Annotated in this window: 7 protein-coding genes; 3 read left to right on the top strand and 4 right to left on the bottom strand. The window is 61.0% G+C overall.

The window, feature by feature from the left end; translation table 11 throughout:
- Positions 1 to 23: 23 nt before the first annotated feature.
- Positions 24 to 18,029: an Ig-like domain-containing protein gene (locus ACOTXI_RS08910; RefSeq protein ID WP_058653743.1), complete on the bottom strand. Its 18,006-nt coding sequence runs from the start codon at positions 18,027 to 18,029 to the stop codon at positions 24 to 26.
- Between the two features lie 121 nt (positions 18,030 to 18,150).
- Positions 18,151 to 19,488 (bottom strand): TolC family outer membrane protein, encoded by a 1,338-nt coding sequence (locus ACOTXI_RS08915; protein ID WP_008502300.1) that lies wholly within the window; start codon positions 19,486 to 19,488, stop codon positions 18,151 to 18,153.
- Between the two features lie 738 nt (positions 19,489 to 20,226).
- Between ACOTXI_RS08915 and ACOTXI_RS08920 the strand changes: the two genes are divergently transcribed.
- Together ACOTXI_RS08920 and ACOTXI_RS08925 are read left to right on the top strand one after the other, a co-directional pair.
- A complete protein-coding gene (locus tag ACOTXI_RS08920) occupies positions 20,227 to 20,970 on the top strand; it encodes a DeoR/GlpR family DNA-binding transcription regulator (protein ID WP_058653744.1) in 744 nt (247 codons plus the stop codon).
- A 13-nt stretch (positions 20,971 to 20,983) separates the two neighbouring features.
- Entirely contained in the window at positions 20,984 to 22,051 is a 1,068-nt protein-coding gene (locus ACOTXI_RS08925; RefSeq protein ID WP_103786767.1) for an oxidoreductase, read from the top strand.
- A 98-nt stretch (positions 22,052 to 22,149) separates the two neighbouring features.
- Here the strand turns inward: ACOTXI_RS08925 and cybB are convergent, their stop codons facing one another.
- Positions 22,150 to 22,680, bottom strand: coding sequence for a cytochrome b561 (gene cybB, locus ACOTXI_RS08930; RefSeq protein WP_021242559.1), 531 nt, complete (start codon positions 22,678 to 22,680; stop codon positions 22,150 to 22,152).
- A gap of 189 nt (positions 22,681 to 22,869) precedes the next feature.
- Here cybB and gap point away from each other — a divergent pair, with 189 nt between their 5' ends.
- Positions 22,870 to 23,871: a type I glyceraldehyde-3-phosphate dehydrogenase gene (gene gap / locus ACOTXI_RS08935; RefSeq protein WP_023327422.1), complete on the top strand. Its 1,002-nt coding sequence runs from the start codon at positions 22,870 to 22,872 to the stop codon at positions 23,869 to 23,871.
- Between the two features lie 48 nt (positions 23,872 to 23,919).
- Here the strand turns inward: gap and ACOTXI_RS08940 are convergent, their stop codons facing one another.
- Positions 23,920 to 24,714: a YdcF family protein gene (locus ACOTXI_RS08940; protein ID WP_058653746.1), complete on the bottom strand. Its 795-nt coding sequence runs from the start codon at positions 24,712 to 24,714 to the stop codon at positions 23,920 to 23,922.
- Positions 24,715 to 24,734: the final 20 nt, after the last annotated feature.

Below are 24,734 nucleotides of genomic sequence, written 5' to 3' on the forward strand. Positions count from 1 at the left end.
GGATCGCTCCCCGCGGCGTTGTTTTACGCAATTAACAGTTGATGGTTCGCCAGCAGCGTCGCCAGATCCGTCTGCACGCCGTTCAGCGTCACCAGGGTGGTTGGCGAGAACTGACCGCCGGTACCGTCCAGGTCAACCTGGATCTCGGTATTGCTGCCGTTCTGCACCACGCGGATGTAATCGCTGATATTCCCCGCGCCGCTGTCCAGCGTGGCCACGCCGTTCACGTAGCTCGCCGAGCCCGTGCCGGTATAGCCGCTGCCGGAAAGCAGATCGCGCAGGTCAATACGATCCGTGTCCGCCGTCCCTTCCCAGGTGCCGACCGTAAAGCCGTTCACCACGTCGTGACCGTTACCGCCCGTGGCATCCGAAGCGTTGATCAGATTGCAGAGCAGCGTATCGTGGCCGCCGCTGCCGATGTTGAAGGTGTCGTTTCCGCCGCGACCTTCGAACCGGTTATCACCGCTGTTGCCGGTGATGACGTCGTCGTAATCCGAGCCGTTAATCCCTTCAATGTTCAGCAGACGCGTGGTGCCGAAGCCGGTGTCCTGCGCGGTTGAGAGGCGCAGGTCAACGGTCACGCCAGAGGTCGCATTGCGGTAATCCACCACGTCCATCCCGCCGGTGTTGCTCCAGGTGTCATGGTCGGAATGGGTAGTCCAGCCGCCGGAACCGTTGTAGGTATACGTGCCATTTTCGGCGATAAAGGTGTCGTTATACCCGGTTCCGGTAATGGTTCCGCTGTGGCCGCCGGTGGCCGCTTCGGCCGTCAGGACGTAGCCCTCTTTGCCGTTGCCCGCCTCCAGACCGCTCCAGGTGACGTTATCCGACACGCCGTTGGTGATCTTCAGGATCTCGGCCGAATAGGTTTCATTCGGATCCAGCCCGTAGAAGCTCACCAGCGCGGACGTATCGTTCGACCCGATACCGGACTGGGCGTTGATGATCTGCGAGGCCACCAGCACGCCCGCGGCGTTGTACAGATTGACCGTATTGCCGTAGTAGGCGTTAATGCCCTCGCTGTCAACAATGTGCAGATGCATCGCGGTGCCGTCAGCAATGGTTTTGCTGTTTTGTACCAGCACCACCTTGCCGTTCTGCTGAGAGACCAGCAGGTCCTGCGCACCGTCCCAGTTGTAGTCCACTGCCGCCACGCCGGTGGCGTAAGCAATGCCGGACGCCAGCTGGCTGGCGGTCCAGGTGGAGCCGTAGCCGTTGTTGGTGAACAGCGTCGCCGTCTGCGAGCCGCCGTAGGTGCTGAGCTTGACGATGTCCATCTGCCCGTCGCCGTTCCAGTCCACCGCCACCGACAGATAGCCCGCCGCTGCGTTAGAGGCCTCCACCGCGCTCTTGGTGGCCGAGAGCTTCCCGGTACCGTCGTTGTAGTAGATCACCCCGCCGTTGTTGTTGTAGCTGCTGCCCAGGTACAGATCCATGTAGCCATCGCCGTTGAAGTCCGCCCACGTCATGGACGCCGCCGTGGTGGTATTCGAGGCGTTGGGCACAAACACGTTCGTCAGGTTCTGACCGATGGAGAGCGTGCCGTTGCCGTTGTTGTTGATCACGGTTAACGAGTACGCGCCGCTGCGGTTGGTGTGCTGAACCACATCCACGGTGCCGTCATTGTTAATATCGACGCCGGAGATTTCACGCATGGTGGTGAACTGTCCCCAGAATCCCGCGCCGCCGTAGGTGCCGTCAGGCGAGAGTACCCCGTTGTTGTTGATCAGATAGGTAATGGAGTCCGCGCCGGAGTCACCGTACGCCAGATCCAGATACCCATCCCCGGTTTTATCGTAGGCAATCACGCCGCCGAACCAGATGGTGGTGCCCATTGCCAGCTGGCTGGCGTTATAGGTGCTGCCATCGTAGGTCCACATCACCTGCGTGGATCCTGAGTAGGTGGTCTCCGTGGCGAAAACATCCTGCGTGCCGTTACGGTCAAAGTCGGCGGCAGTCTGGCTCACCACGTAGTAGTTACGGGTGTTGGTCAGCGTATTGCCGGCATAGGTCGAGCTATCGCTGCTGGAGTAAGACTGGCCGTTAGCGATGATATTCCACAGACCGCTGCTGTTCATGCCGAGGGTCATGGTGGAGTTGTTGCTGTTCCCCGCCGTGGTTGCCCAGTCGGTGTTCACCGAGGTGGTATCAATCACCAGGCTGCCGGTCGCCGTACCGGTGGTATTGCCGTTACCCGCGCTGCTCTTCACCTGCGCGGTCACGCTGTAGCTCGCCACGCTCAGCGCATCGCCGTCCGGGATCTGCAGATACCAGGTGTTGTGATCCGGGTCGACCACCACCGCACCGCCCGTCTGGGAGGTGTAGGTTTTGCCGTTCACCGTCACCACCAGGTATTCACCGTTCACCAGGTCAGCGGAGACGGTACCGCTGACGATCGGCGTGGTATCCGACGTGGTCTGCGCGGTAATCGCCGCCGTTGTGGTCGGAATGCTGGTATCGACGTTCAGCACAAAGCCGTCCGATTCCGTGTAGTTTCCGGCCCTGTCGGTGACGCGCACGATGTAGGTGTGATTCCCGTCGCTCAGGCCGTTGTCCTGGAAGGACCAGCTTGCGCTGCCGTTCATGGTCACCTGGCCGAGCAGAACCCCGTCACGGTAAAGCTGCACGATCTCGCCGTCGTCCGGGGCACGGTTAAGCGTCCCGTTGATCAGCGGCGAGTTATCGTCCGTTGCCACCGCGCTGCCAAAGGTGCCCTGACGCTCGCCTTCGCCGTCGGTGTAGCTCACGACCGTGCCAACCGTGGTCGGCGGCGTGGTGTCTACCGTGACGACCTGAGACGCGGTGGAACCCACGTTGCCCGCCTGGTCGATAATCCGCACCTGGTAGGTGTAGTCTCCATCAGGCAGATCGCGGGTATCGGTGTAGCTCCAGCGCTGGTTGGTGACCGTGGTATCGAGCCAGGTATTCCCACCGTCCAGGCTGATCTGTACGCGCTCGTCGTTTGCCAGCGCGCTGCCCAGCGAACCGTTGATGGTCAGCGTGGTGTCCATGGTGATGAAATCACTCCCGGACTGGCCGGTATCGTCGCTGATGCTGTCGATGGTAACGCCGTACTGCGGCGCCTGCGTGTCCACCGTCACCGCCTGCGAGGTGGTGGCCCCGACGTTCCCCGCCTGGTCAACCACCCGCACCTGATAGTTATGGCTGCCGTCGGTCAGGGTACGCGTATCGCTGTAGCTCCACTGGGTGCCGCTGACGGTGGCGTACACCCAGGTCGTGCCGCCGTCCATGCTCACCTGCACGTAGTCGCCCACGCCGAGTTCAGCGCCGAGCGTTCCGTGCAGGGTGTACGAGGTCGAACTGGTCAGGAAGTCGTTATTGTCGAAGCCGGTATCCACGGTGATGTTATCCACCGACACCGTGATCGCCGCATCCGGAGCAATCGTATCGACGGTCACCTGCTGATGGGCGCTGGCTCCCACGTTACCGGCGGCATCCACCACGCGAACGTAGTAGTCATAGGTCTGGTTACCCAGCGTGCGGCTATCGACGTAGTACCAGCTGTTGCCGGTGACGATCACGTTCTGCCAGGTGACGCCGCCGTCGATGCTGATCTGGGCGTATTCGCCGTCGGCCAGCGTCGCGCCGAGCGAGCCGTGCAGCGTCAGGGACGTGTCGCGAGTGATAAAGTCGCTGCTGCTCAGGCCGGTATCGTCGCTGATGCTGTCGATGGCGATCGTTTTGCTGGCGTCCGGTGCAACCGTATCAATGGTCACCACCTGAGAGGCGGTGGCGCTGATGTTGCCCGCATCGTCAATCACGCGCAGCTGGTAGTTGTAATCCCCGTCGGCCAGCTTGCGCCCATCGACGTACGTCCAGCTCAGGCCGCTGACGCTGACGTCGATCCAGGTGACGCCGCCGTCCAGGCTGATCTGCGCGTGGTCGCCGCTGCCCAGCGCCGCGCCGAGCGTGCCTTTGAGGCTGATCTGGTTGTCGCTGGTGATAAAGTCGCTGCCGGACAGGCCGGTATCCTGCGTAATGGAATCCACGGTAATGGTGGTTGCCGCAGGCTTCGTCAGATCAATCACCACGTCCTGGCTGTCCGTGGCCCCCACGTTGCCCGCGTTATCAATCACGCGGACCTGGTACTGATACGTCCCGTCCGTCAGGGTGCGGCCATCGGCGTAGCGCCAGGCGGTGCCGGTCACGGTCAGATCGATCCAGGTGACGCCGCCGTCGAGGCTGATCTGCGCCTTCTCGTTATTGCCGAGCTGCGCGGTCAGCGAGCCGTTGACGACGACCTGGCTGTCGTTAGTGATGAAATCCGTTGCGCTCAGGCCGGTGTCGTTTTGCAGCGAATCAATGCTGATCCCCATCGACGGCGCGGTGAGATCCACCGTGACGGTATGGTTATCGCTGGCGCTGTTGCCGATGGTGTTGCTCACCTGCGCGTTAATGACGTAAGAACCGCCGTCTGCCAGCGCGGCCACGTCAGCGCTGCTGACCGTGTAGCTCCAGGTGCCGTCATTCTGAACGGTAGCCGCATAGGTTTTGCCGTTCAGCGTGAGGGTCACCGTCTGGCCCGCCGGGGCGTCGGTGGTACCGCTGACGACCAGCGGCGTGCCGTGCTCGGCGGCGTTGACGATGTCGTCCTGCGCAAAGGTGTTAATGGTGATGGTTGGGACATCGCCGTTCAGCGTCACGTCGTGCGTTGCGCTGCCCGGGTTGCCCGCCCTGTCGCTTACCGACGCGGTGATGGTGTACTCCCCGTCGCTCAGGCCGAGGAAATCACGGCCCGGTACGAAGACCGACCACGATCCGTCCGCCCCGACGGTCGCCTGATAGCTATGCCCGTTGAAGGAGACGGTCACCGTCTGGCCCTGTTCCGCCGTGGTGGTGCCGCGGATGGTCTGGCCCGCCAGCTGCTCCGCGTTGTTGACGATATCGTCATCGGCCACGGTGCTGATGGTCACGGTTGGCGCAACGGTATCCACCGTTAAGGTGTGCGCGGTCTGGCCGCTGTTACCGGCTTTGTCGTTGACCGAGGCGGTGACCGTCAGCGCGCCCTGGCTCAGGGCGGCCAGGTCGGCTGCCGGCACGTCGAGCGTCCAGGTGCCGTCACTGCCGACAAGCGCAGTGTAGGTTTTTCCTCCCAGCGTCACGGTAACGGTCTGCCCCGCCTCCGCGCTGGAAGATCCGTGCACGGTCAGCGGCTGCTGCGCTTCCGAGGCGTTCAGCATGTCGTCAACCGACAGCGTCCCGATGCTCACCACCGGCGCAGTGGTATCCACGCTGATGCCGTGCGTTGCCGACGCGCTGTTGCCCGCGCTGTCCTGTGCCGACACCGATACCTGATAGCGTGCGCCATCGGCCAGAGCACCCACGTCGGCGGCCGGTACGGTGGTCGTCCAGGTGCCGTCGCTCTGGATCGTAGCCGTATAGGTCTTGCCGTTCAGGGTCACGGTGACCTGGGTCCCGCTGGCGAACTGCGCGCTGGAACCGTTAATCACCAGTGACGAACCGGCTTCAGCCGCGTTGATGACGTCGTCACCGCTAACGGTGTTCACCGTCAGCGCCACGGAGGCGGTGTTGACCACCACGTCATGGGTCTGGGTGCTGCTGTTACCCGCGCTGTCGGTAATGGTCGCGCTGAGGGTCACGGTGCCGTCGGTCAGCGCGGAAATCACGCTGGCCGGAACGCCCACGCTCCAGTTGCCGCTGGCGTCAACGGTGGTGGTGTACTGGTGCGAACCGAGGGTGATAACCACTTTATCACCGACGTTCGCGCCGGTTGCCGACCCGCTGACGATCTGCGCCTGGCCGTGCTCCACGCTGTTAATCACGTCATCGCCCGCCACCACGTTAAAGCTGACGGTCGGCGGCGTGGTGTCAAGCGCAATCGTCTTGCCCGCGCTGCCCGGGTTACCCGCGGCGTCGCTCACGCTCACCTGCACGGTGTAGCCGTTATCCGCCAGTGCGGTCAGATCGCTGCCCGGCACGTTCACGCTCCAGACGCCGCCCTGCTGCACCTGCGCGGTATAGCTCTTCCCGCCCAGCGTCACGGTGACCGTCTGCCCGGCTTCCGCCGTGGTGGTGCCGGAGATAGCCACGCCCGCAGCCGCTTCGCTGCCGTTAATCACGTTATCGCCTGCAACCGTATCAATGGTCACGGTTGGCGCAGTCGCGTCCACGCTGTACTCGCGGCCCGCCGTGGCGCTGTTGCCGTGCGCGTTGGTGACGCTCACCTGCACGCTGGCGTCACCGTCCTTCAGGCCCGCGAGATCGGCGGAAGGCACGGTGGCCGTCCAGTGACCGTCAGCATCCACCTTCGCGGTGTACGTCTTGCCGCCGAAGGTAACGGTAACGGTCTGGTTTTCCTCCACGTTCGAGGTGCTGCCGGAGAGCACCAGATCCGCGCCTTTCTCCGCCGCGTTAATCACGTCGTCGGTGGCAATCGCATCGATGCTGATAGCCACCGCCGCCAGATCGACGGTCACGTCATGGCTGATGGTCACCGGGTTGCCCGCCGCGCTCTGGCCTGCAACGGTCACGGTGACCGTACCTGCTGCGAAGGCCGCGACGTCTGCCGCCGGGATCGCCGCGCTCCAGGAACCGTCTGCCAGCACGGAGGCCGCATAGGTTTTGCCATTGACGGTCACGGTGAGCGTTGTGCCTGCCGCCAGCCCGTCGCTGGTGCCGGAGACGATCAGGTTTTGAGTATGTTCGATGCTGTTGATCACATCGTCGCCCGCTACCGTATCGACGCGCAGGCCCGGCAGGCTGGCGTCTATAACGATTTCGCGCTCGCCCGTTCCCGTGTTGCCGTGGCCGTTGGTCACAGTCGCAGACACCGTCAGGTCGCCGTTGCCCAGCGCCGTCAGGACGGATTCCGGCACGTTCACGGACCAGGTCAGATCGCTCTGCACTGTTGCGGTGTAGGTGTTGCCGCCAATGGTCACAGTGACGGTATTGCCCGCCTCCGCGTTCGCGACCTTGCCGCTGAGGGTCTGGCCCGCAGCCACTTCCGCCGCGTTGATGACGTTATCGCCCGCCACGGTGTTGATGGTGACGGTTGGCAGCGCGGTATCCACCAGCAGGTTCGCGGTGTTGCTCACGCTGTTGCCCACGCCGTTGGTGGCGGTCGCGCTCAGGGTGTAATTCGCTTCGCCCAGACCCGCCAGATCCGCCGCCGGAACGGTCAGGCTCCAGGTACCGTCTGCCGCCGTCGTGGCCGTGTAGTTTTTGCCGTTGAGGGTCACGGCCACCACGGTGCCTTCTGCCAGGTTGGCGCTGGTGCCGCTGACGCGCAGATCCTGACCCTTCTCTACCGCGTTCAGCACGTTGTCATCGCTGATGGCGTTGAAGCTGACCGAAGGCAGACCGGTATCGACGGTCACGTTATGCGTGCCGGTGCCGGTATTGCCCGCCGCGTCGGTAACCGATGCCCTGACGGTCACGCTGCCGTCGCTGAGGCCGGAAATCACGCTCGCCGGGACGCCCACGCTCCAGTTGCCCGCCGCGTCCAGCACGGTGGTGTACGTCTGACCGCCGATGGTGACGGTCACCTTATCGCCCGCGGCCGCGCCGGTGGCGGTGCCGCTGATGATATGCGCCTGGCTGTGTTCTGCGAGGTTAATGACATCGTCGCCCGCCACGGTGTTGATGGTCACCGCCGGAACGGTCACATCCACCGTCAGAGTGTGATCAACCGACGCCGGGTTACCCGCCTTGTCGCTGACCGATGCGGTCACGGTCACGCTGCCGTCCGTCAGGGCCGCAACATCGGACGCCGGAACGTTCAGCGTCCAGCTGCCGTCCGCGCTGACGGTGGTGGTGTAGTCTTTGCCGTTCAGCGACACGGTGACCGTCTGGCCCGCTTCGGCGGTGCTGGTGCCGGACACGGTCAGTTCGCTCTTCGCTTCAGCGGCATTCAGAATGTCGTCCGTCGCCAGAGTGTTGATGGTCACGCTCGGCGCGGTCGCATCCACGCTGTACTCGCGGCCCGCCGAGGCGCTGTTGCCGTTCACGTTGGTGACGCTCACCTGCACGCTGGCATCGCCGTCCTTCAGGCCAGCCAGATCCGCAGACGGTACGGTCCAGGTCCAGTTGCCGCTGTCGTCTACTGTCGCACTATAGATTTTGCCGTTCAGGCTGATGGTCACGGTCTGCCCGGCTTCCACGTTGGTGGTCGCGCCTGACAGCACCAGATCCGCCCCTTTCTCCGCCGCGTTAATCACGTCGTCGGTCGCAATCGGATTGATGCTGATGGCAACGGTCGCCAGATCTACCGTCACATCGTGGCTGATGGTAATCGGGTTACCCGCTGAGCTGTCGCCGGTAACGCTGATTTTGACGGTACCTTCCGGCCACGCGCTCACTTCCGCTGATGGAACAGCCGCGCTCCAGCTGCCGTCCGCCAGCACCGTGGCCGCATAGTCTTTACCGTTGATGGTGACGGTCAGGGCCGTACCTGGTGCCAGCCCGTCGCTGGATCCGCTGACGATCAGGTTTTGAGTATGTTCGATGCTGTTGACCACGTTGTCGCCCGCCACGGTATCGACGCGCAGACCCGGCAGGTTAGCGTCGATAGCGATCTCGCGCTCGCCGGTCCCGGTGTTACCGTGGCCGTTGGTAACGGTCGCCGTCACGCTCAGGCTGCCGTTACCCAGCGCCGTCAGCACGTCAGACGGCACGTTGACGGACCAGGTCAGATCGTTCTGCACCGTTGCGGTGTAGCGGTTGCCGCCAATGGTCACGGTCACGGTGTTGCCCGCTTCGGCATTCGCCACGGTGCCGCTCAGGGTCTGGCCTGCGGCCACTTCCGCCGCATTAATGACGTTATCGCCCGCCACGGTGTTGATGGTGACGGTCGGCAGCGCGGTGTCCACCAGCAGGTTCGCGGTGTTGCTGACGCCGTTGCCCACGCCGTTGGTGGCGGTCGCGTTCAGGGTGTAGTTGGCCTGACCCAGACCGGCCAGATCCGCCGCCGGAACCGTCAGGCTCCAGGTACCGTCTGCCGCCGTCGTCGCCGTGTAGTTTTTGCCGTTCAGGGTCACGGTCACCACGGTGCCTTCCGCCAGGTTGGCGCTGGTGCCGCTCACGCTCAGATCCTGACCTTTTTCCACCGCGTTCAGCACGTTATCGTCGCTGATGGCGTTGAAGCTGACCGATGGCAGACCGGTATCGACGGTCACGTTATGGCTGCCGGTGCCGGTGTTGCCCGCCGCGTCGGTGACGGACGCCGTGACGGTCACGGTACCGTCGCTGAGGCCGGAAATCACGCTCGCCGGGACGCCCACGCTCCAGTTCCCCGCCGCGTCCAGCACGGTGGTGTAGGTCTGACCGCCGATGGTGACGGTCACCTTATCGCCCGCGGCCGCGCCGGTAGCGGTGCCGCTGATAACGTGTGCCTGGCTGTGTTCAGCCACGTTAATCACATCGTCACCCGCGATGGTGTTGATAGTGACCGCAGGAACGGTCACATCCACCGTCAGGTTGTGGTCCACGGAGGCCGGGTTACCCGCCTTGTCGCTGACCGATGCGGTCACGGTGACGCTGCCGTCGGTTAATCCTGCCAGATCGGCCGCCGGAACGTTCAGCGTCCAGCTGCCGTCTGCGCTGACGGTGGTGGTGTAGTCTTTGCCGTTCAGCGACACGGTGACCGTCTGGCCCGCTTCGGCGGTGCTGGTACCGGAAACCGTCAGATCGCTCTTCGCTTCGGCGGCGTTCAGAATATCATCCGTCGCCAGGGTGTTAATCGTGACGGTCGGCGCGGTGGCATCCACGCTGTACTCACGTCCCGCCGAGGCGCTGTTGCCGTTCACGTTGGTGACGCTCACCTGCACGCTGGCGTCGCCGTCTTTCAGACCCGCCAGGTCGGCGGCTGGCACCGTGGCCGTCCATTTGCCGTCGGCGCCGACGGTCGCGGTGTAGCTCTTGCCGCCGAAGGTGATGGTAACGGTCTGGTTTTCCTCAACGTTCGAGGTCGCCCCGGAGAGCACCAGATCCGCGCCCTTCTCGGCGGCGTTAATCACGTCGTCTGAAGCAATCGCATCGATGCTGATGGCAACGGTCGCCAGATCTACCGTCACATCGTGGCTGATGGAAACCGAGTTACCGGCGCTGCTCTGGCCTGCAACGGTCACGGTGACCGTACCTGCTGCCAGGGCACCCACATCCGCAGCCGGGATGGCCGCACGCCAGGTGCCGTCGGCCAGCACGGTGGCCGGGTAGGTTTTGCCGTTTACGGTGACGGTCAAGGTGGTACCTGCGGTCAGGCCATCGCTGGATCCGGTCACAATCAGATTCTGCCCGTGCTCGATGCTGTTGATCACGTCGTCGCCCGCCATGGTATCCACGCGCAGGCCCGGCAGGTTAGCGTCGATCGTGATATCGCGCTCAGCGGATCCGCTGTTGCCGACGCCGTTGGTCACGCTGGCGGTCACCGTCAAATCGCCGTTGCCCAGCGCCGTCAGCACAGATTCAGGCACATCGACGGACCAGGTGAGATCGTTCTGCACCGTTGCGGTGTAGCGGTTGCCGCCAATGGTCACGGTCACGGTGTTGCCCGCTTCGGCATTCACCACCTTACCGCTGATGGTCTGGCCGGCTGCCAGCTCCGCCGCGTTAATGACGTCGTCACCTGCAATGGTGTTGATAATCACGCCCGGCAGAACGGATTCCACGTTCACGGTGTGCGACGTGCTGGTGCTGTTGCCGACGCTGTCCGTTGCCGATGCGGTAACGGTGTACAACGCTTCACCCAACGCGCCGACCTGATCCGCCGGAACGGTGGTGGTCCATTTCCCGTTGCTGTCGACCATCGCGCTGTACGCTTTGCCGTTCAACATCACGGTCACTACCGCGCCTGCCGCCAGGCCGGACGCCGTACCGGAGATCGTCAGATCCTGGGTTTTCTCGGTGCTGTTGATCACATCGTCACCGGAAACGGTGTCAATGGTCAGCCCCGGCGCGGTCAGGTTCACCGCCACACCGTGCGTGGCGCTGTTGCTGTTGCCCGCTTTATCGGTCAGCGCCGCGGTAATAGTGTAATCCCCGGCGGCCAGCGCGGTAACGTCTGCCGCAGGCACGCCCACGCTCCAGTTGCCGGAGGCATCCAGGGTGGCGGTGTACGATTTGCCGTTGAGGGTGACGGTGACCACGTCGCCCGCCGCCGCGCCGGTCACGGAGCCCGTGACAATCAATGCCTGCACGTGCTCGGCGCTGTTGATCACGTTGTCGTCGGACACGGTGTGAATGGTCAGCTGCGGGACGGTGGTATCGACCACCACGTCGCGATCCGCGGAGGCCGGGTTGCCCGCCTTGTCCGATACGGCGGCACTAACGGTGTAGTTCCCGTCGGTAATACCGTTCAGATCCACGGAAGGCACGGTCACGCTCCAGCTGCCGTTTGCCTGCACGGTGGTGGTGTAGTCCACGCCGTTCAGGGTCACGGTGACGGTCTGGCCCGCTTCGGCGTTGGTTACACCATTAACGACCAGATCCTGCTGCGCTTCGGCCGCATTGATGATGTTGTTGTCGCTGATGATTTCAATAGACACCGTCGGCGCGGTCGCGTCCACGCTGTACTCGCGGCCCGCCGACGCGCTGTTGCCGTTCACGTTGGTGACGCTCACCTGCACGCTGGCATCGCCGTCCTTCAGGCTGCCCAAATCGGCAGACGGTACGGTCGCCGTCCAGTTGCCGCTGGCATCCACGGTCGCGGTGTACGACTTGCCGCCGAAGGTGATGGTGACGGTCTGGTTTTCTTCCACGTTGGTGGTGGAGCCGGACAGCACCAGGTCCGCGCCTTTCTCCGCCGCGTTAATCACGTCGTCAGAGGCAATCGGGTTAATGCTGATGGCGACTGTCGCCAGATCCACCTTCACGTCATGGCTGATGGAAACCGGGTTGCCCGCCGCGCTATGACCTTCAACCTTCACGGTAACCGTGCCCGCGCCGAGCGCGCTGACGTCGGCCGCCGGAATGGCCGCCGTCCAGGTGCCGTCCGCCAGTACGGTGGCCGCGTAGGTTTTGCCGTTGACGGTGACGGTCAGCGCCGCGCCCGTTGCCAGACCGTCGCTGGAACCGGTGATAATCAGATTTTGAGCGTGTTCAATGCTATTGATCACATCGTCGCCCGCCACGGTATCGACGCGCAGGCCCGGCAGGTTGGCATCAATGGTGATGTCGCGCTCGCCGGTGCCGGTGTTGCCGTGGCCGTTAGTGACGCTGGCTGACACCGTCAGATCGCCGTTACCGATGGCGGTTAAGACCGAGGACGGCACGTTGACCGACCAGCTCAGATCGTCCTGAACCGTCGCGGTATACGTATTGCCGCCGAGGGTAATAGTGACAGTGTCACCGCTCGCCGCACCGCTCACTTTCCCGCTCAGGGTCTGTCCGGCAGCCACTTCCGCCGCGTTAATCACGTCGTCCGTCGCGACCGGATTGATGGTGACCTGCGGCAGCGCGCTGTCAACCAGCACGCTGTGGCCGGTGCTCGCGCTGTTGCCCGCGGCGTCAGTTACGCTCGCCGTCACGGCGTAGCTCGCTTCGCCCAGCGCCGAGACGTGTGCCGCCGGAACGGTCACGCTCCAGTTCCCGCTCGCGTCGGTGGTGGCCGTATAGTTAATCCCGTTCAGGGTCACCGTAATGGCGGTTCCTTCCGGCTGGTTGCTGGTGCCGGACACCTGCAGATCCTGACCTTTCTCGGCCGCATTGATCACGTCGTCAGCCGCCAGGGTATTGATGGCGACCACCGGCGCGGTCAGGGAGACGTCAAATTCGTGCGTCGCAGTGGCGCTGTTACCGGCTTTGTCGGTGAGGGTCGCGGAGATCGTCTGGTCGCCGTTGACCAGCGCGCCCACGTCCGCCGCCGGAACGCCCACGCTCCAGCTGCCGGACGCGTCCAGCATGGCGGTGTAATCTTTACCGTTCAGGGTCACGGTAATCACGTCGCCCGCCTGCGCGCCCGTCACCTTACCGGAGACGATCAGCGCCTGGCCGTGCTCGGCAATATTCACGATGTCGTCGCCCGCGACGATGTTGAAGCTAATCTGCGGTACGGTGGTGTCCACCAGCACCGAGGAGCCCGCGCTGGCCGGGTTACCTGCTTTATCGGACACGGTCGCCGTGACCGCCGCGTTGCCGTCGGTGATGCCTGCCAGATCCGCCGCAGGCACGTCGAGCGTCCAGCTGCCGTCCGCCTGCACCTGCGCAGTGTACTGATTGCCGTTAAAGGTCACGGTGACCGTCTGGCCCGCTTCGGCAGTAGAGGTCCCGCTCAGGGTCAGATCCTGCGCTGCCTCTGCCGCATTCAGCATGTTATCGCCGCTGATGGTGTTGATGGTCACCGTCGGCGCGGTGGTGTCGACGCTGAATGCCTGCGCCGAAGACGCGGCGTTGCCGTTCACGTTGGTGACGCTGACCTGCACGCTGGCGTCGCCGTCTTTCAGGCCGCTCAGATCGGCAGCCGGAACGGTCCAGGTCCAGTCGCCGTTGGCATCCACCGTCGCGGTGTACGTTTTTCCTGCGAAGGTAATGGTGACGGTCTGGCCCGCTTCAACGTTAGATGACGTGCCGGACAGCACCAGATCCTGGCCTTTTTCCGCCGCGTTAAGGACGTTGTCGTCGGTCACGCTGCTGATGGTGATGGCAACCGGCGCGAGATCGACGTCCACGACGGTCCCGATAGCCACCGGGTTGCCGGAGGCATCCTGCGCGCTTGCCTTGATATCCAGCGAGCCATCTGCCCACTGGGACACGTCCGCCGCCGGTACCGCCGCCTGCCAGGTGCCGTCCGCCAGCACCGTTGCGGAATACGCTTTTCCGTTGATGGTCACGGTGACGGCGCTGCCCGCCGCCAGATCGGTGCTGGTGCCGGACACTATCAGGTTCTGAGCGTGCTCAATCACGTTGATCACGTCGTCGCCCGCGACCGTATCAATACGCAGCCCCGGAAGCTGGGCGTTGATGGTGAAGTCGAGCGAAGTAGAACCGGTATTGCCGTGTGCGTTGGTGACGCTGGCCGATACGGTGAGATCGCCGTTGCCCAGCGCGGTCAACTGGCTCTGGGTTAACGGCAGGCTCCAGGTGAGATCGTCCTGTACGGTGGCAGTAAAGGTCTGGCCGCCCAGGGTAATCGTGACAGTGTCACCTGGCGCCGCATTTGTCACCTTACCGGTCAGGGTTTGCCCTGCCGCCACTTCCGCCGCGTTAACGATATTGTCGCCCGCCAGCGTGTCGATCGTTACTACCGGCAGCGAGCTGTCCACCAGCACGTCGTGCGAGGTTGAAGCGCTGTTGCCGACGCTATCGGTGACGTTCGCCGTCACGGTGTAATTCGCTTCGCCCAGCGCCGAGACGTTTGCCGCCGGAACGGTTACGCTCCAGTTTCCGCTCGCGTCAGCGGTAGCCGTGTAGTGAATGCCGTTCAGGGTCACCGTAATGGTCGTGCCTTCCGGCTGGTTGCTGGTGCCGGAAATCTGCAGATCTTCGCCTTTCTCTGCCGCGTTGATCACGTCGTCCGCCGCCAGCGTGTTGACACCGATGACAGGCGTCACGGTATTCACCACCACATCCAGTGAACTGCTTCCGGTATTGCCGGATCGGTCGGTCACGGAGACGTCGATGGTCCAGGTGCCGTCCGTCAGCCCCTGCACGACAGACGCGGGCAGGCCAAGGCTCCAGTTCCCCGCCGCATCCACCACGGTGGTGTAATCGACGCTGTTAATAGTGATAGTCACCCGATCGCCCGCTGCCGCCCCGGTGACGGAGCCGCTCAGGATCTGCGCCTGTGCATGGGCGAGCTGGTTAACGGTATTGGTGTCGGTGACGAAGTGGTTGATGGTCACCTGCGGCACAGTCGCGTCCACCAGCCCAACGCGGTCGGCGCTGCTGCTGTTGCCCGCCACGTCGCTTACGGTGGCCGTCACGGTCACGATGCCATCGTTGAGGGCACCGACGTCAGCCGCCGGTACGATCAGCTGCCAGGTTCCGTCCGTCTGGACCGTGGTCTGATACGTTTTGCCGTTCAGCGTCACGGTGACCGTCTGGCCCGGCTCCGCAGTACTGGTGCCGCTTAAGGCTAAATCCTGCTGCGCCTCTGCCGCATTGATGATGTTATCGCTGGTGAGGTTATCGAGGGTAATCGCCGGCGGCAGCGTATCCACCGTGACCACGCGCGACGCGTCGGCACTGTTACCGTTGACGTTCGTGACGCTGACGCTCACCTGCGCCCGCCCGTCGATCAGGGTTTCCATGGCGCTGGCGGGCACGGTCAGGCTCCAGGAGCCATCCTGCTGCACCTGGGCGGTAAAGGTCTGGTCGGCGAATTTCACCACCACGGTCTGCCCCGCCTCCACGCCCTGCGTCTTTCCGGAGAGAGTTAAATCGGCACCTTTTTCTGCCGCATTCAGCAGGTCATCGCCGGAGACGGTATCAATGGTGACCGCCACGGCGTTGAGATCGAGTTCAATCGGGTGTTCAGCCGCAACGGTATTGCCCCAGGCATCTTTTGCGCTGACGCTAACCGTCACCTCTCCCGCGGTCCAGGCCTGCAGGTCCGCAGCAGGAACGCCAATGCTCCAGCCGCCGCTGGCGGTAACCACGGCGTTATATTCGACGTTGTTGATGGTGACGACGATCGGCGTGCCCGCGGCCAGGTGGGTGCTGGCGCCGGTGACGGTCAGATCCTGCTGCTGTTCGATGGCGTTGACCACGTCGTCGCCGGAAATGGTGTTCACACGCAGGCCCGGCAGCTGTGCGTTGATGTTGATATCGCGCTCGCCGGTACCGGTATTGCCGTGCGAATTGGTCACCGACGCGGTGAAGGTTAAATCGCCGTCGCCGAACGCCTTAAGATCCGCTGACGGGATTTTCACGCTCCAGGTCAGATCGCTGCCCACCGTGGCGGTGTAGCTCTTGCCGCCCACGGTGACAGAAACGGTATCGCCCGCCGCCGCGCCGGTAACGCGACCGCTGAGGGTTTGATCGACACCCGCTTCGGCGTTATTGACCAGGTTGTCGCCCGCAAAGGTGTTGATGACCACCTGCGGCAGCACGGTATCCACCAGCAGCGTCGCCCCGGCAGAGCCGCTGTTACCCACGCTGTCAGTGCCGCTGACGCTGACGGTGTAGAGGGTGTTCGCCAGATTCAGCACGTCGGAAACCGGCACCTGGACCGCCCAGATGCCGTTTTCAACGGTGGCCTGATAGCTGACGTTGTTCAGCGTCACGGTAATGGCGCTGCCGTCAGGCAGGTTGCTGGTACCGGTCAGGCTCAGCGGCTGCATCGCCTCCTGGGCATTCAGCACGTTGTCCTGGCTAATGGCGTCAATCGTAAATTCTGGCGGGTTGCCGCTCAGCGTAATGCCGTGCGTGGCGCTGCCGGTGTTGCCCGCCGCGTCGGTCACGGATACTGAAATCGTGTGGTTGCCTTCACCCAGCGCGCCCAGCACGGATGCCGGAACGCCCACGCTCCAGCTGCCGTCCGCCAGCACCACGCCGGTGAAGGACTGGCCGCCAACGGTCACGGTGACCACATCGCCTGCCGACGCGCCGCTCGTCTGCCCGGAAATAATCTGCGCCTGGCCCTGTTCGCTGGTGTTCAGTATGTCGTCGCCCGCCACGGTATCGATGGTGACCACCGGCGCGGTGGTATCCACCGTGAAATCTGCGGTGACAGACGAACCGTTGCCCGCTTTGTCGCTGACGTTCACCGTCAGGGTGTGATTACCCTCGTTGAGCGCCTGCACGTCGTCCGCAGCAAGCGTGACGGACCAGGTACCGTCGCTGCCCACCGTGGCGTTGTAGTTTTTACCGTTCAGCGTGACCGTGACGATCTGACCGGCTTCCGCAGTCGTTTTGCCGGTCAGCGTCAGCGGCTGGCTGTGCTCGGCGGCATTAATGATGTTGTCCTGCGCGAGGGTATCGACAGAGAGGGTTGGCGCGACGCTATCCACGCCGATTGTCTGGCTGCCGCTCACGGTGTTACCCGCCGCGTCTTTGCCGCTGACGTTGACCGTCCAGGTGCCATCGCCCGACGCCTGCGCGTCAGCCGCGGGCACGTTAACACTCCACGTCCCGTCAGCCCCCACTTCCGTCGTATAGGTTTTACCGTTCAGCGTCACGGTGAGTGCGGTACCCTGCGCCAGATTCTTGCTGGCACCGGAGAGCGTAAAGCCCGCGGATTGCTCGCTGGCGTTAAGCACGTTGTCGCCCGCTGTGGTGGCCAGCGTAATGGCAGCCTCGGCGGTCGAGACCGTTACGGTAATGTTGCCCGCATCGGTGGTTTTACTGCCGTCGATCTGCACCACCGACCAGGTGTGTTCCCCGTCCGTCTGGGTCGGTAATTTTACCGTCCAGGTGCCCTCTTTACCGACCATGGCGCTGGCGATGGTGCTGCCGCTGCTGTCTTTGATCTGGATGGTCGCGCCCGGCTGGCCGGTGCCGCTAAAGGTTGGCGTGTTGTCGTCCGTGATCGCGTTTGCTGTCAGCACGCCCTGCTTGTCGCCCGCTTTATCCGACAGCAGGAAGGTTGGCGTGGCGCTTTCCACCTCTTTCGTATTATCAATAACTTTTGTTTTAGTCTCGCCGTCGCCGCCGTTTGCCAGCAGCGCCCCGATGGCACCGCCGCCTAATGCAGCTCCCGCAATCCAGCCCCACGGGGCGTCGCTTAAGACGCTACCCTGCTCGAGGAAAGGTTGAATGCTGCTAATCGGTGTGGCCTGCGCGGTTAGCTCGGTCACCGCCACGCCTGACGCTTCCCCGGTATCGGCAAAAGAAATATGCGTCAGTTCCTGACGATCGTTGAACACCAGCTCTGACTGGTTGTGCGTATCAGGATCTTCAACAAAATAGTTATTGCAGCGAATCACGCTGCCATCTTTCATATAAATGAGGAGGTCTTTACCCTGGCGGACATATCGCACCACATCCTGAGCAGAACCCTGGATTTCAATCACGCTCGGGGAGGAAATAGAGACCGACAAATTTCCTTCGCCGGTTAATTTCGTTTTCTCCGCCGTTTTGCGAATGATGACATCAACAACCTTTATGTTACTCATATTTCTCTCCTTGCAGGTGTGCGGATTCCTGTGGATATGTCCACCAGACGGATGTAGCTATCCCTGGGAAAAAACACCCATTATTTTCAGACTTATTTTGCGCGACAATACGCGTCTTTTTTTAACTCAAATCGGGTAGTTTTGCGGCAGCGTTTTTCTCTATTCCAATAAGCGGCATTAAATTATCAACCGCGGAAGCATAATTAATTGCTGAACTCCAGCCATCATACTCAGCGATTATTTTCGCCGAGGTGGCCTGCCAGACATCCTGCTCAACGCTGAGCAGATCGTTAATGCTCCGCTTGCTCAGGGTGTACTCATTTTTATAAACATCACGGGCGCGCAGCGCATTTTCCAGCTGCTGTTTCCCGGCCTCCATTCTTCCCCGCGCGCCGGTCCAGTCCGCCTGCGCGACGGAGGCTTTTTGCAGGACGTCGAAACGCGCCTGATCGACCTGAGAGGAGGCCATCGCCCGCGCGCCTTCAGCCTGCCGCACGCGTGCAGAGACCGCGCCGCCCTGATAAAGCGGTGCGTCAATGTTGAGTTGGATCTGGTCGTCCCAGTACGAACGGTTGTCCGACTCGTAACGGGTACGTCCGCCCTTCAGGCTTAGGGTCGGCCAGTGCTGGGACTTCGCCGTCTCCACGCCATACTGGGCAGAGCGCTCCATGTTTTGCGCGGCCATGACCGCCGGTATCAGCGAATAATCAATGCGGTTGAGCGAATCAGGTTCAACCGCGAGGTTTGCGGGTACAGGCGAATAGTTTTCTGCCTGCATGCCGGTTAATACCGCAAGCCTTGCGCGGGCGCTGTTTAAGGCGGCCTGATACTGCGCGACCGTTGCCTGCATACCGGCAATACGCGTGCGGGTCTGGAGCTCATCGGAGGTCGAGCTCACGCCCGCGTCGGCGCGCAGCTTTGCCAGCTGCTCAACATTTTTCAGGGCCTGAACGTTCTCCTTTGCTGCCTGCAGCAGATCGGCATAGCGTTTGACCTCGACATAGCTCAGCGCCGTTTTTTCCGCCACGTCAGAGAGCGTGCTCATCAGCTGGTAGCGATAGCTATCGCGCTGGGCGGAAGACTGGCTGATGCTGTTATTGGTCTTGCCAAAATCATAGATCAGCTGCGTCAGGCTCAGTCCCCAGGCGGCTGAATTCTTCAGCGACCCGCTGGAATCGGTGGTCTGGCTATGGCCCGTGCTCCCGTTCAGCGATATTTGCGGCATCCAGCCGCTGCGCGCTTCATCTATTTGTGCCTGACCAATACCGAGCTGCGCGGCCTGCTGACTAATAGACGGATCGCGATCGATAGCAAAAAGAATACTTTCTTTTAAGGTGGTCCTGGCAACCGGGGCAATACCCACCTGATTACTATTGGCGTACGCCGTATTTATGGCTAATGAAATGAATGCCAGCGCTGCTGTAAATCGGCGTAACATTGGCTTTCGTAATATCGTCATTTTATCTCCCTGACTCTGAGTGACACTGAAGCAATTACCCAAAAAGAGGTATAGATAATTAGACAAATATCTTTTTTAGCATCCTTGCCGAATTTTAGGTAAAACTCCCCATACCCATTTCCCCCTGGAGATGAGATCTGCCTGCGTCTTATTTAATTAAGAATTTACTTATTTCCTAAAGTGGTTAGCAGCATAACAAAATGTGTTATAGGCCACTACACCCACAATGTTAATGCGGTGTTACAATTAAGAAAAAAGATGGGGTTTCTGGACAAAAGTCTTAAAATGACCTTTCAGATGAAACATATAAACCGTCTGTTATTTAAGGAAAATTCTTAATTTGCTCCCTGCACATTTTTGCGTTAATTTCCGCGCGGGTCAGACACAAAGATTTTCAAAGAAGTGTCAATTTAAGTAGCCAAACAGGATGAATTGGGATTTATCGCTATTAAAAAACTAATTAAAGCAATTAATATCTATAAATATCTATTTTGTCGAAACTTAACTCCAGACAATGGTGTTGCACTGGTTACATAATCCAAACCGTTAAATAAAACATAACAATAACATTATGATTAACATTCAAAACGGCTTGCTTATACCTGTTTAATAAAATTTTAATAATCACGCATCTGAATCATCACCTCACTCCCCGACATCAAAACCACGTTGCCCTTCTCTCTGCGTTAAAATGCTGTATTATGCAAACTATTGCGATATTTTGCAGGAATGTAACCGATGCACAAAACTGCACGACAGCGCCACGTTCTGGATATCCTGAGCGAGCAAGGCCAGGCCAGCATCACCGAACTGGCAGAAAAGCTGCAGGTTTCAGCCGATACCATCCGTCGGGATCTGACCGACCTGGAGAACCAGGGCCTGGCGCAGAAGAACCACGGCGGAGCCATCGCGCTGAATCTCTCCGCCATGAACCGTCATGGCCGCAATACGCTGCTGCCGGAAACCAAACAGCGCCTCGGAAAACAGGTCGCCCTGCAGGTCCCTGCGGGTTCTACCCTGTTTCTGGATGCGGGCAGCACGCTGATGGCTGTCGCCTCCTTTCTTCGCGGGCCGCTCACCGTCATAACCACGTCGCTGGATATCGCCCAGCATTTTAGCGACCGGGAAGACGTTGAACTGATCCTGCTCGGGGGGAAATGGGACCACCAGCAGCGCCTGTTTGCCGGAAGCGCCACGTTGTCGTTGCTGTCCCGTTATCGGGCAGATATCGCCATCCTCGGGGCGTGCGCCATTCATGCCGAACTCGGTTTGAGCGCCGGTAAAGAAGCGGATGCCGAGGTTAAGCGCGCGATGCTTGACGCAAGCCATGCGCACTGGATTGTTGCCGACCACCTGAAAGTCAACCGCTGCGAGCCGTATCTGGTTTCCGGGTTATCCAACATTCAACAACTCTTTTTAGATCGTCCCTGGCCTGAGCTTGGGGACCCTGGCGCATTGCAGGTCACGGTGTGCGCGAATTAACGTGGAGAAGTTCATGAGTACAGTTCGAACAATTAACATTGCGCTGATCGGGTATGGATTTGTGGGCAAAACCTTCCATGCCCCGTTAATCCAGTCTGTGGATGGGCTTAAGCTGGCCGTGGTCTCTTCTCGTGATGAAGAGAAGGTTAAACGCGATCTGCCGGACGTAGAGGTGGTCGCCACCCCTGAAGAGGCTATTCAGCATCCGGATGTTGATCTGGTGGTGATTGCCTCCCCCAACGCCACGCACGCCCCGCTGGCGACGCTGGCTCTGAACGCCGGCAAGCATGTCGTGGTGGATAAGCCTTTCACCCTCGACATGCAGGAAGCCCGCGACCTGATTGCGCTGGCGGAGGAAAAGCAGCGTCTGCTCTCCGTCTTCCACAACCGCCGCTGGGACAGCGATTTCCTCGGCATTAAGCAGGTTATTGAGCAGGGCACGCTCGGCAAGGTCAAACACCTGGAGTCGCATATCGACCGCTTCCGCCCGGAAGTGCGCGTGCGCTGGCGCGAGCAGAACGTCCCCGGAAGTGGCTTATGGTTTGACCTGGGTCCTCATCTTATCGACCAGACGCTGCAGCTCTTTGGCCTGCCGCAGTCGGTTCAGGGGAATATCGCGACGCTGCGCGACGGTGCAGAAATCAACGACTGGGCGCACGTGGTCTTAAACTACCCGGAGCATAAGGTGATTCTGCACGCCAGCATGCTGGTGGCGGGCGGTACGGCGCGCTTTGCCGTCCACGGGGACAAGGGCAGCGTGGTGAAGGCCAGAATCGATCAGCAGGAAGCACAGCTGCTCTCCGGGGTGATCCCCGGCAGTGAGGCCTGGGGCGAAGACAGCGACAGCATGGTGTTCTTTGGCGCTGACGGCGCATCGCAGACGATCCCTGCCCCGAAAGGCGATCAGCGTCAGTACTACATCAACGTGCGTAATGCGCTACGCGGGGAAATCGCCAATCCTGTCCACCCTGTTGAGGCATTGGCGGTGATGGCCGTGCTGGAAGCGGCAGTGACGTCGTCGGAAACGGGGTCAACGCAGACGCTGGCGTTAACGGCTGAAGAGCGTGCTCTGTTGGGTTAAAAAACAAGCCGGGTGACGCGTAGCGCTCCCGGCCTACGATTCTGGAATTGCATCGTAGGCCGGGTAAGGCATAGCCGCCACCCGGCAAGCGTTAAAGACTACGAACGCTTTTTCGGCATCATGCGCAGAAGGGTATTATCTTTCCAGAAATAGTGGTGCATCAGCGCCGCCGCGGCGTGCAGGCCAATCACAAAATAGCCCAGATTTGCCAGCGTCTCGTGCCACTCTTTCAGCATATCTACCAGGTCAAAATTGGACTCCGCCGCATGCGGCATCGCCAGGCCAAAAGCAAACCAGTCGCTGCCCCGGTTATACATCATCACAATGCCAATCAGCGGCAGCGCAATAAACAGCAGATACACCACCAGATGCCCCAGATGAGACATCCCCGTCACCATCGCTTTTGGCTTCGGTTGAATCGGCGGTGCACGGAATTTCAGGCGAACCAGCAGACGCGTCACCATCAGCACCAGGATACTGATCCCGCATGAGACGTGGATCATGTTGATCGTCGGGCGCGCGGTGCGCGGGAAGAAACCTCTGAACTCCATGGCGCAGTAGGCGACGATGATTAACAGAAACACCAGCCAGTGGATGCCGATTTGCAGGCTTGTATATTTAGTGCGCATGTGATTTCTCGATTAAAAACAGTTACCGCGCCAACATAATCTCCTTTCCTTAAAAATTCATTAACTTTTCTGTATGGTTTTTCAAATACATCCTCCCGCATGAAGCATCTTCAATTGCCGCCCTGCCCGTGATGGTCTAAGCCTGGATGAGTTCAAACTGTCACATCGACACGTTTACAGGAGAACACCATGAGTAAAATTGGCATTAACGGATTTGGACGCATCGGACGTCTTGTTCTGCGCCGCCTTCTTGAAACCCAGGACAGTAATACCGTCGTCGCCATCAACGACCTCACCTCTCCAAAAGTGCTGGCCTACCTGCTCAGGCACGACTCCAACTACGGTGGCTTCCCGTGGAGCGTGGATTTCACCGAGGATGCGCTGATCGTTGACGGTAAAACCATCGCAGTGTATGCCGAAAAAGAGGCAAAGCACATTCCGTGGAAAGCCGCGGGCGTGGATATCGTCGTGGAGTGCACCGGCTTTTATACGTCTGAAGAGAAATCACGGGCGCACCTGGACGCGGGCGCGAAGAAGGTGCTGATCTCTGCGCCCGCGGGGGACATGAAAACCATCGTCTACAGCGTGAACGACGAGACCATTGACGCCAGTGATACCATTATTTCCGTCGCCTCCTGCACCACCAACTGCCTCGCCCCGCTGGCAAAAGCCCTGAACGACGCGTTTGAAATTAAGGTGGGCACCATGACCACCATTCATGCCTATACCGGTACCCAGGCGCTGGTGGATGGCCCGCGCGGGAAAGATCTTCGCGCCTCCCGGGCGGCGGCAGAGAATATCATTCCGCACACCACCGGCGCCGCAAAGGCCATCGGTCTGGTGATCCCTGCGCTCAGCGGCAAACTGAAAGGCCACGCCCAGCGCGTGCCGGTTAAAACGGGCTCCGTTACCGAACTGGTGGCCATTCTGGGCAAGAAAGTGACCGTTGAGGAGATCAACGCCGCGCTGAAAAAGGCCACTCAGGGCAATAAATCGTTCGGGTATACCGATGAAGAGATTGTGTCGTCAGATGTGATTGGCTCGCATTATGGTTCGGTGTTTGACGCCACGCAGACGGAGGTGTCAGAAGCGGGAGACCTTCAGCTGGTGAAAGCCGTTGCCTGGTATGACAACGAGTATGGGTTTGTGACGCAGCTGGTGCGGACGCTGGATAAGTTTGCGGCGCTGTGATTTCCCCCCTCACCCTCTCCCCAATGGGGCGAGGGGATTGTTCCGAGCCTAAATTATTTTACGTGCGCCCTTCAGGACAGGATCCTGCTGTAGCTGTTTCCACGCGGCGGTGACGGCCTCAGGGAATTCAACGTGAGCAATATAATCCCGCCCGGCCGGGCCATAGCCGTTAGCGTCGTCATACAGGCGCGGCAGCTCCCCCATAACCAGTGAAAGATGACGGTCAACGGGCCACAGGCCGGTGTGGCCCTCGCTGAATTCCACGCCCTCGTTACCGTTTTGCAGCGTCGGCGTAAACCCCGGATGGCTGACCCACTGCGGCGAAATGGGCTCATCACGACACACGCGGGCAAACGTCGCCATCGTGCGGCGCTGCATCGTCGGATCCTGCACCACCAGCACCCGCCCGGTCGTTCGATGATGCTGTTTCAGCATGTTCCAGCTAAAGCGCGCGTTTTCGCCGCAGTTTGTGGAGCGATCCTCAACCCACAGACGCGCCTCGGGGATCTGCCAGAACGCCCGCGCAATGTCGGCAAGAATGCTCGCTTCGGCCCGCCCGGTGACCGGTACGGTGTGGTAACGCGGATGATTGCCAATGGCGGTATATAAAAAGGGGGTCGAATGGCCGATGCCGCCGCTGATCAGAAGCGGTACATCTCTCTGGGCGGCAATACGACAGGCCGCATCAATGGTGGGGATCACCGCGTTTCCAGCCAGAATCACCGCATCAATCTCCGGAGCGTGACCCGTCACCCTCAGCTCGTCCTGCGCCAGCCATGCGGCGACAGTATTGAAAGCCGCCAGCGTGGCATCCGCCAGAACGGGAAAATGGGGCTGAACCATGGTGATCTCCTCACGTTGTT

This window comes from Enterobacter cloacae complex sp. BZL2005 (assembly GCF_049238885.1).
In the GTDB taxonomy this organism is placed as follows: domain Bacteria; phylum Pseudomonadota; class Gammaproteobacteria; order Enterobacterales; family Enterobacteriaceae; genus Enterobacter; species Enterobacter roggenkampii.

Excerpts from the sequence above, each read along its gene's own strand:
- ACOTXI_RS08910 (WP_058653743.1), bottom strand. The coding sequence starts at position 18,029 with ATGAGTAACATAAAGGTTGTTGATGTCATCATTCGCAAAACGGCGGAG.
- ACOTXI_RS08915 (WP_008502300.1), bottom strand. The coding sequence starts at position 19,488 with ATGACGATATTACGAAAGCCAATGTTACGCCGATTTACAGCAGCGCTG.
- ACOTXI_RS08920 (WP_058653744.1), top strand. The coding sequence starts at position 20,227 with ATGCACAAAACTGCACGACAGCGCCACGTTCTGGATATCCTGAGCGAG.
- ACOTXI_RS08925 (WP_103786767.1), top strand. The coding sequence starts at position 20,984 with ATGAGTACAGTTCGAACAATTAACATTGCGCTGATCGGGTATGGATTT.
- cybB (WP_021242559.1), bottom strand. The coding sequence starts at position 22,680 with ATGCGCACTAAATATACAAGCCTGCAAATCGGCATCCACTGGCTGGTG.
- gap (WP_023327422.1), top strand. The coding sequence starts at position 22,870 with ATGAGTAAAATTGGCATTAACGGATTTGGACGCATCGGACGTCTTGTT.
- ACOTXI_RS08940 (WP_058653746.1), bottom strand. The coding sequence starts at position 24,714 with ATGGTTCAGCCCCATTTTCCCGTTCTGGCGGATGCCACGCTGGCGGCT.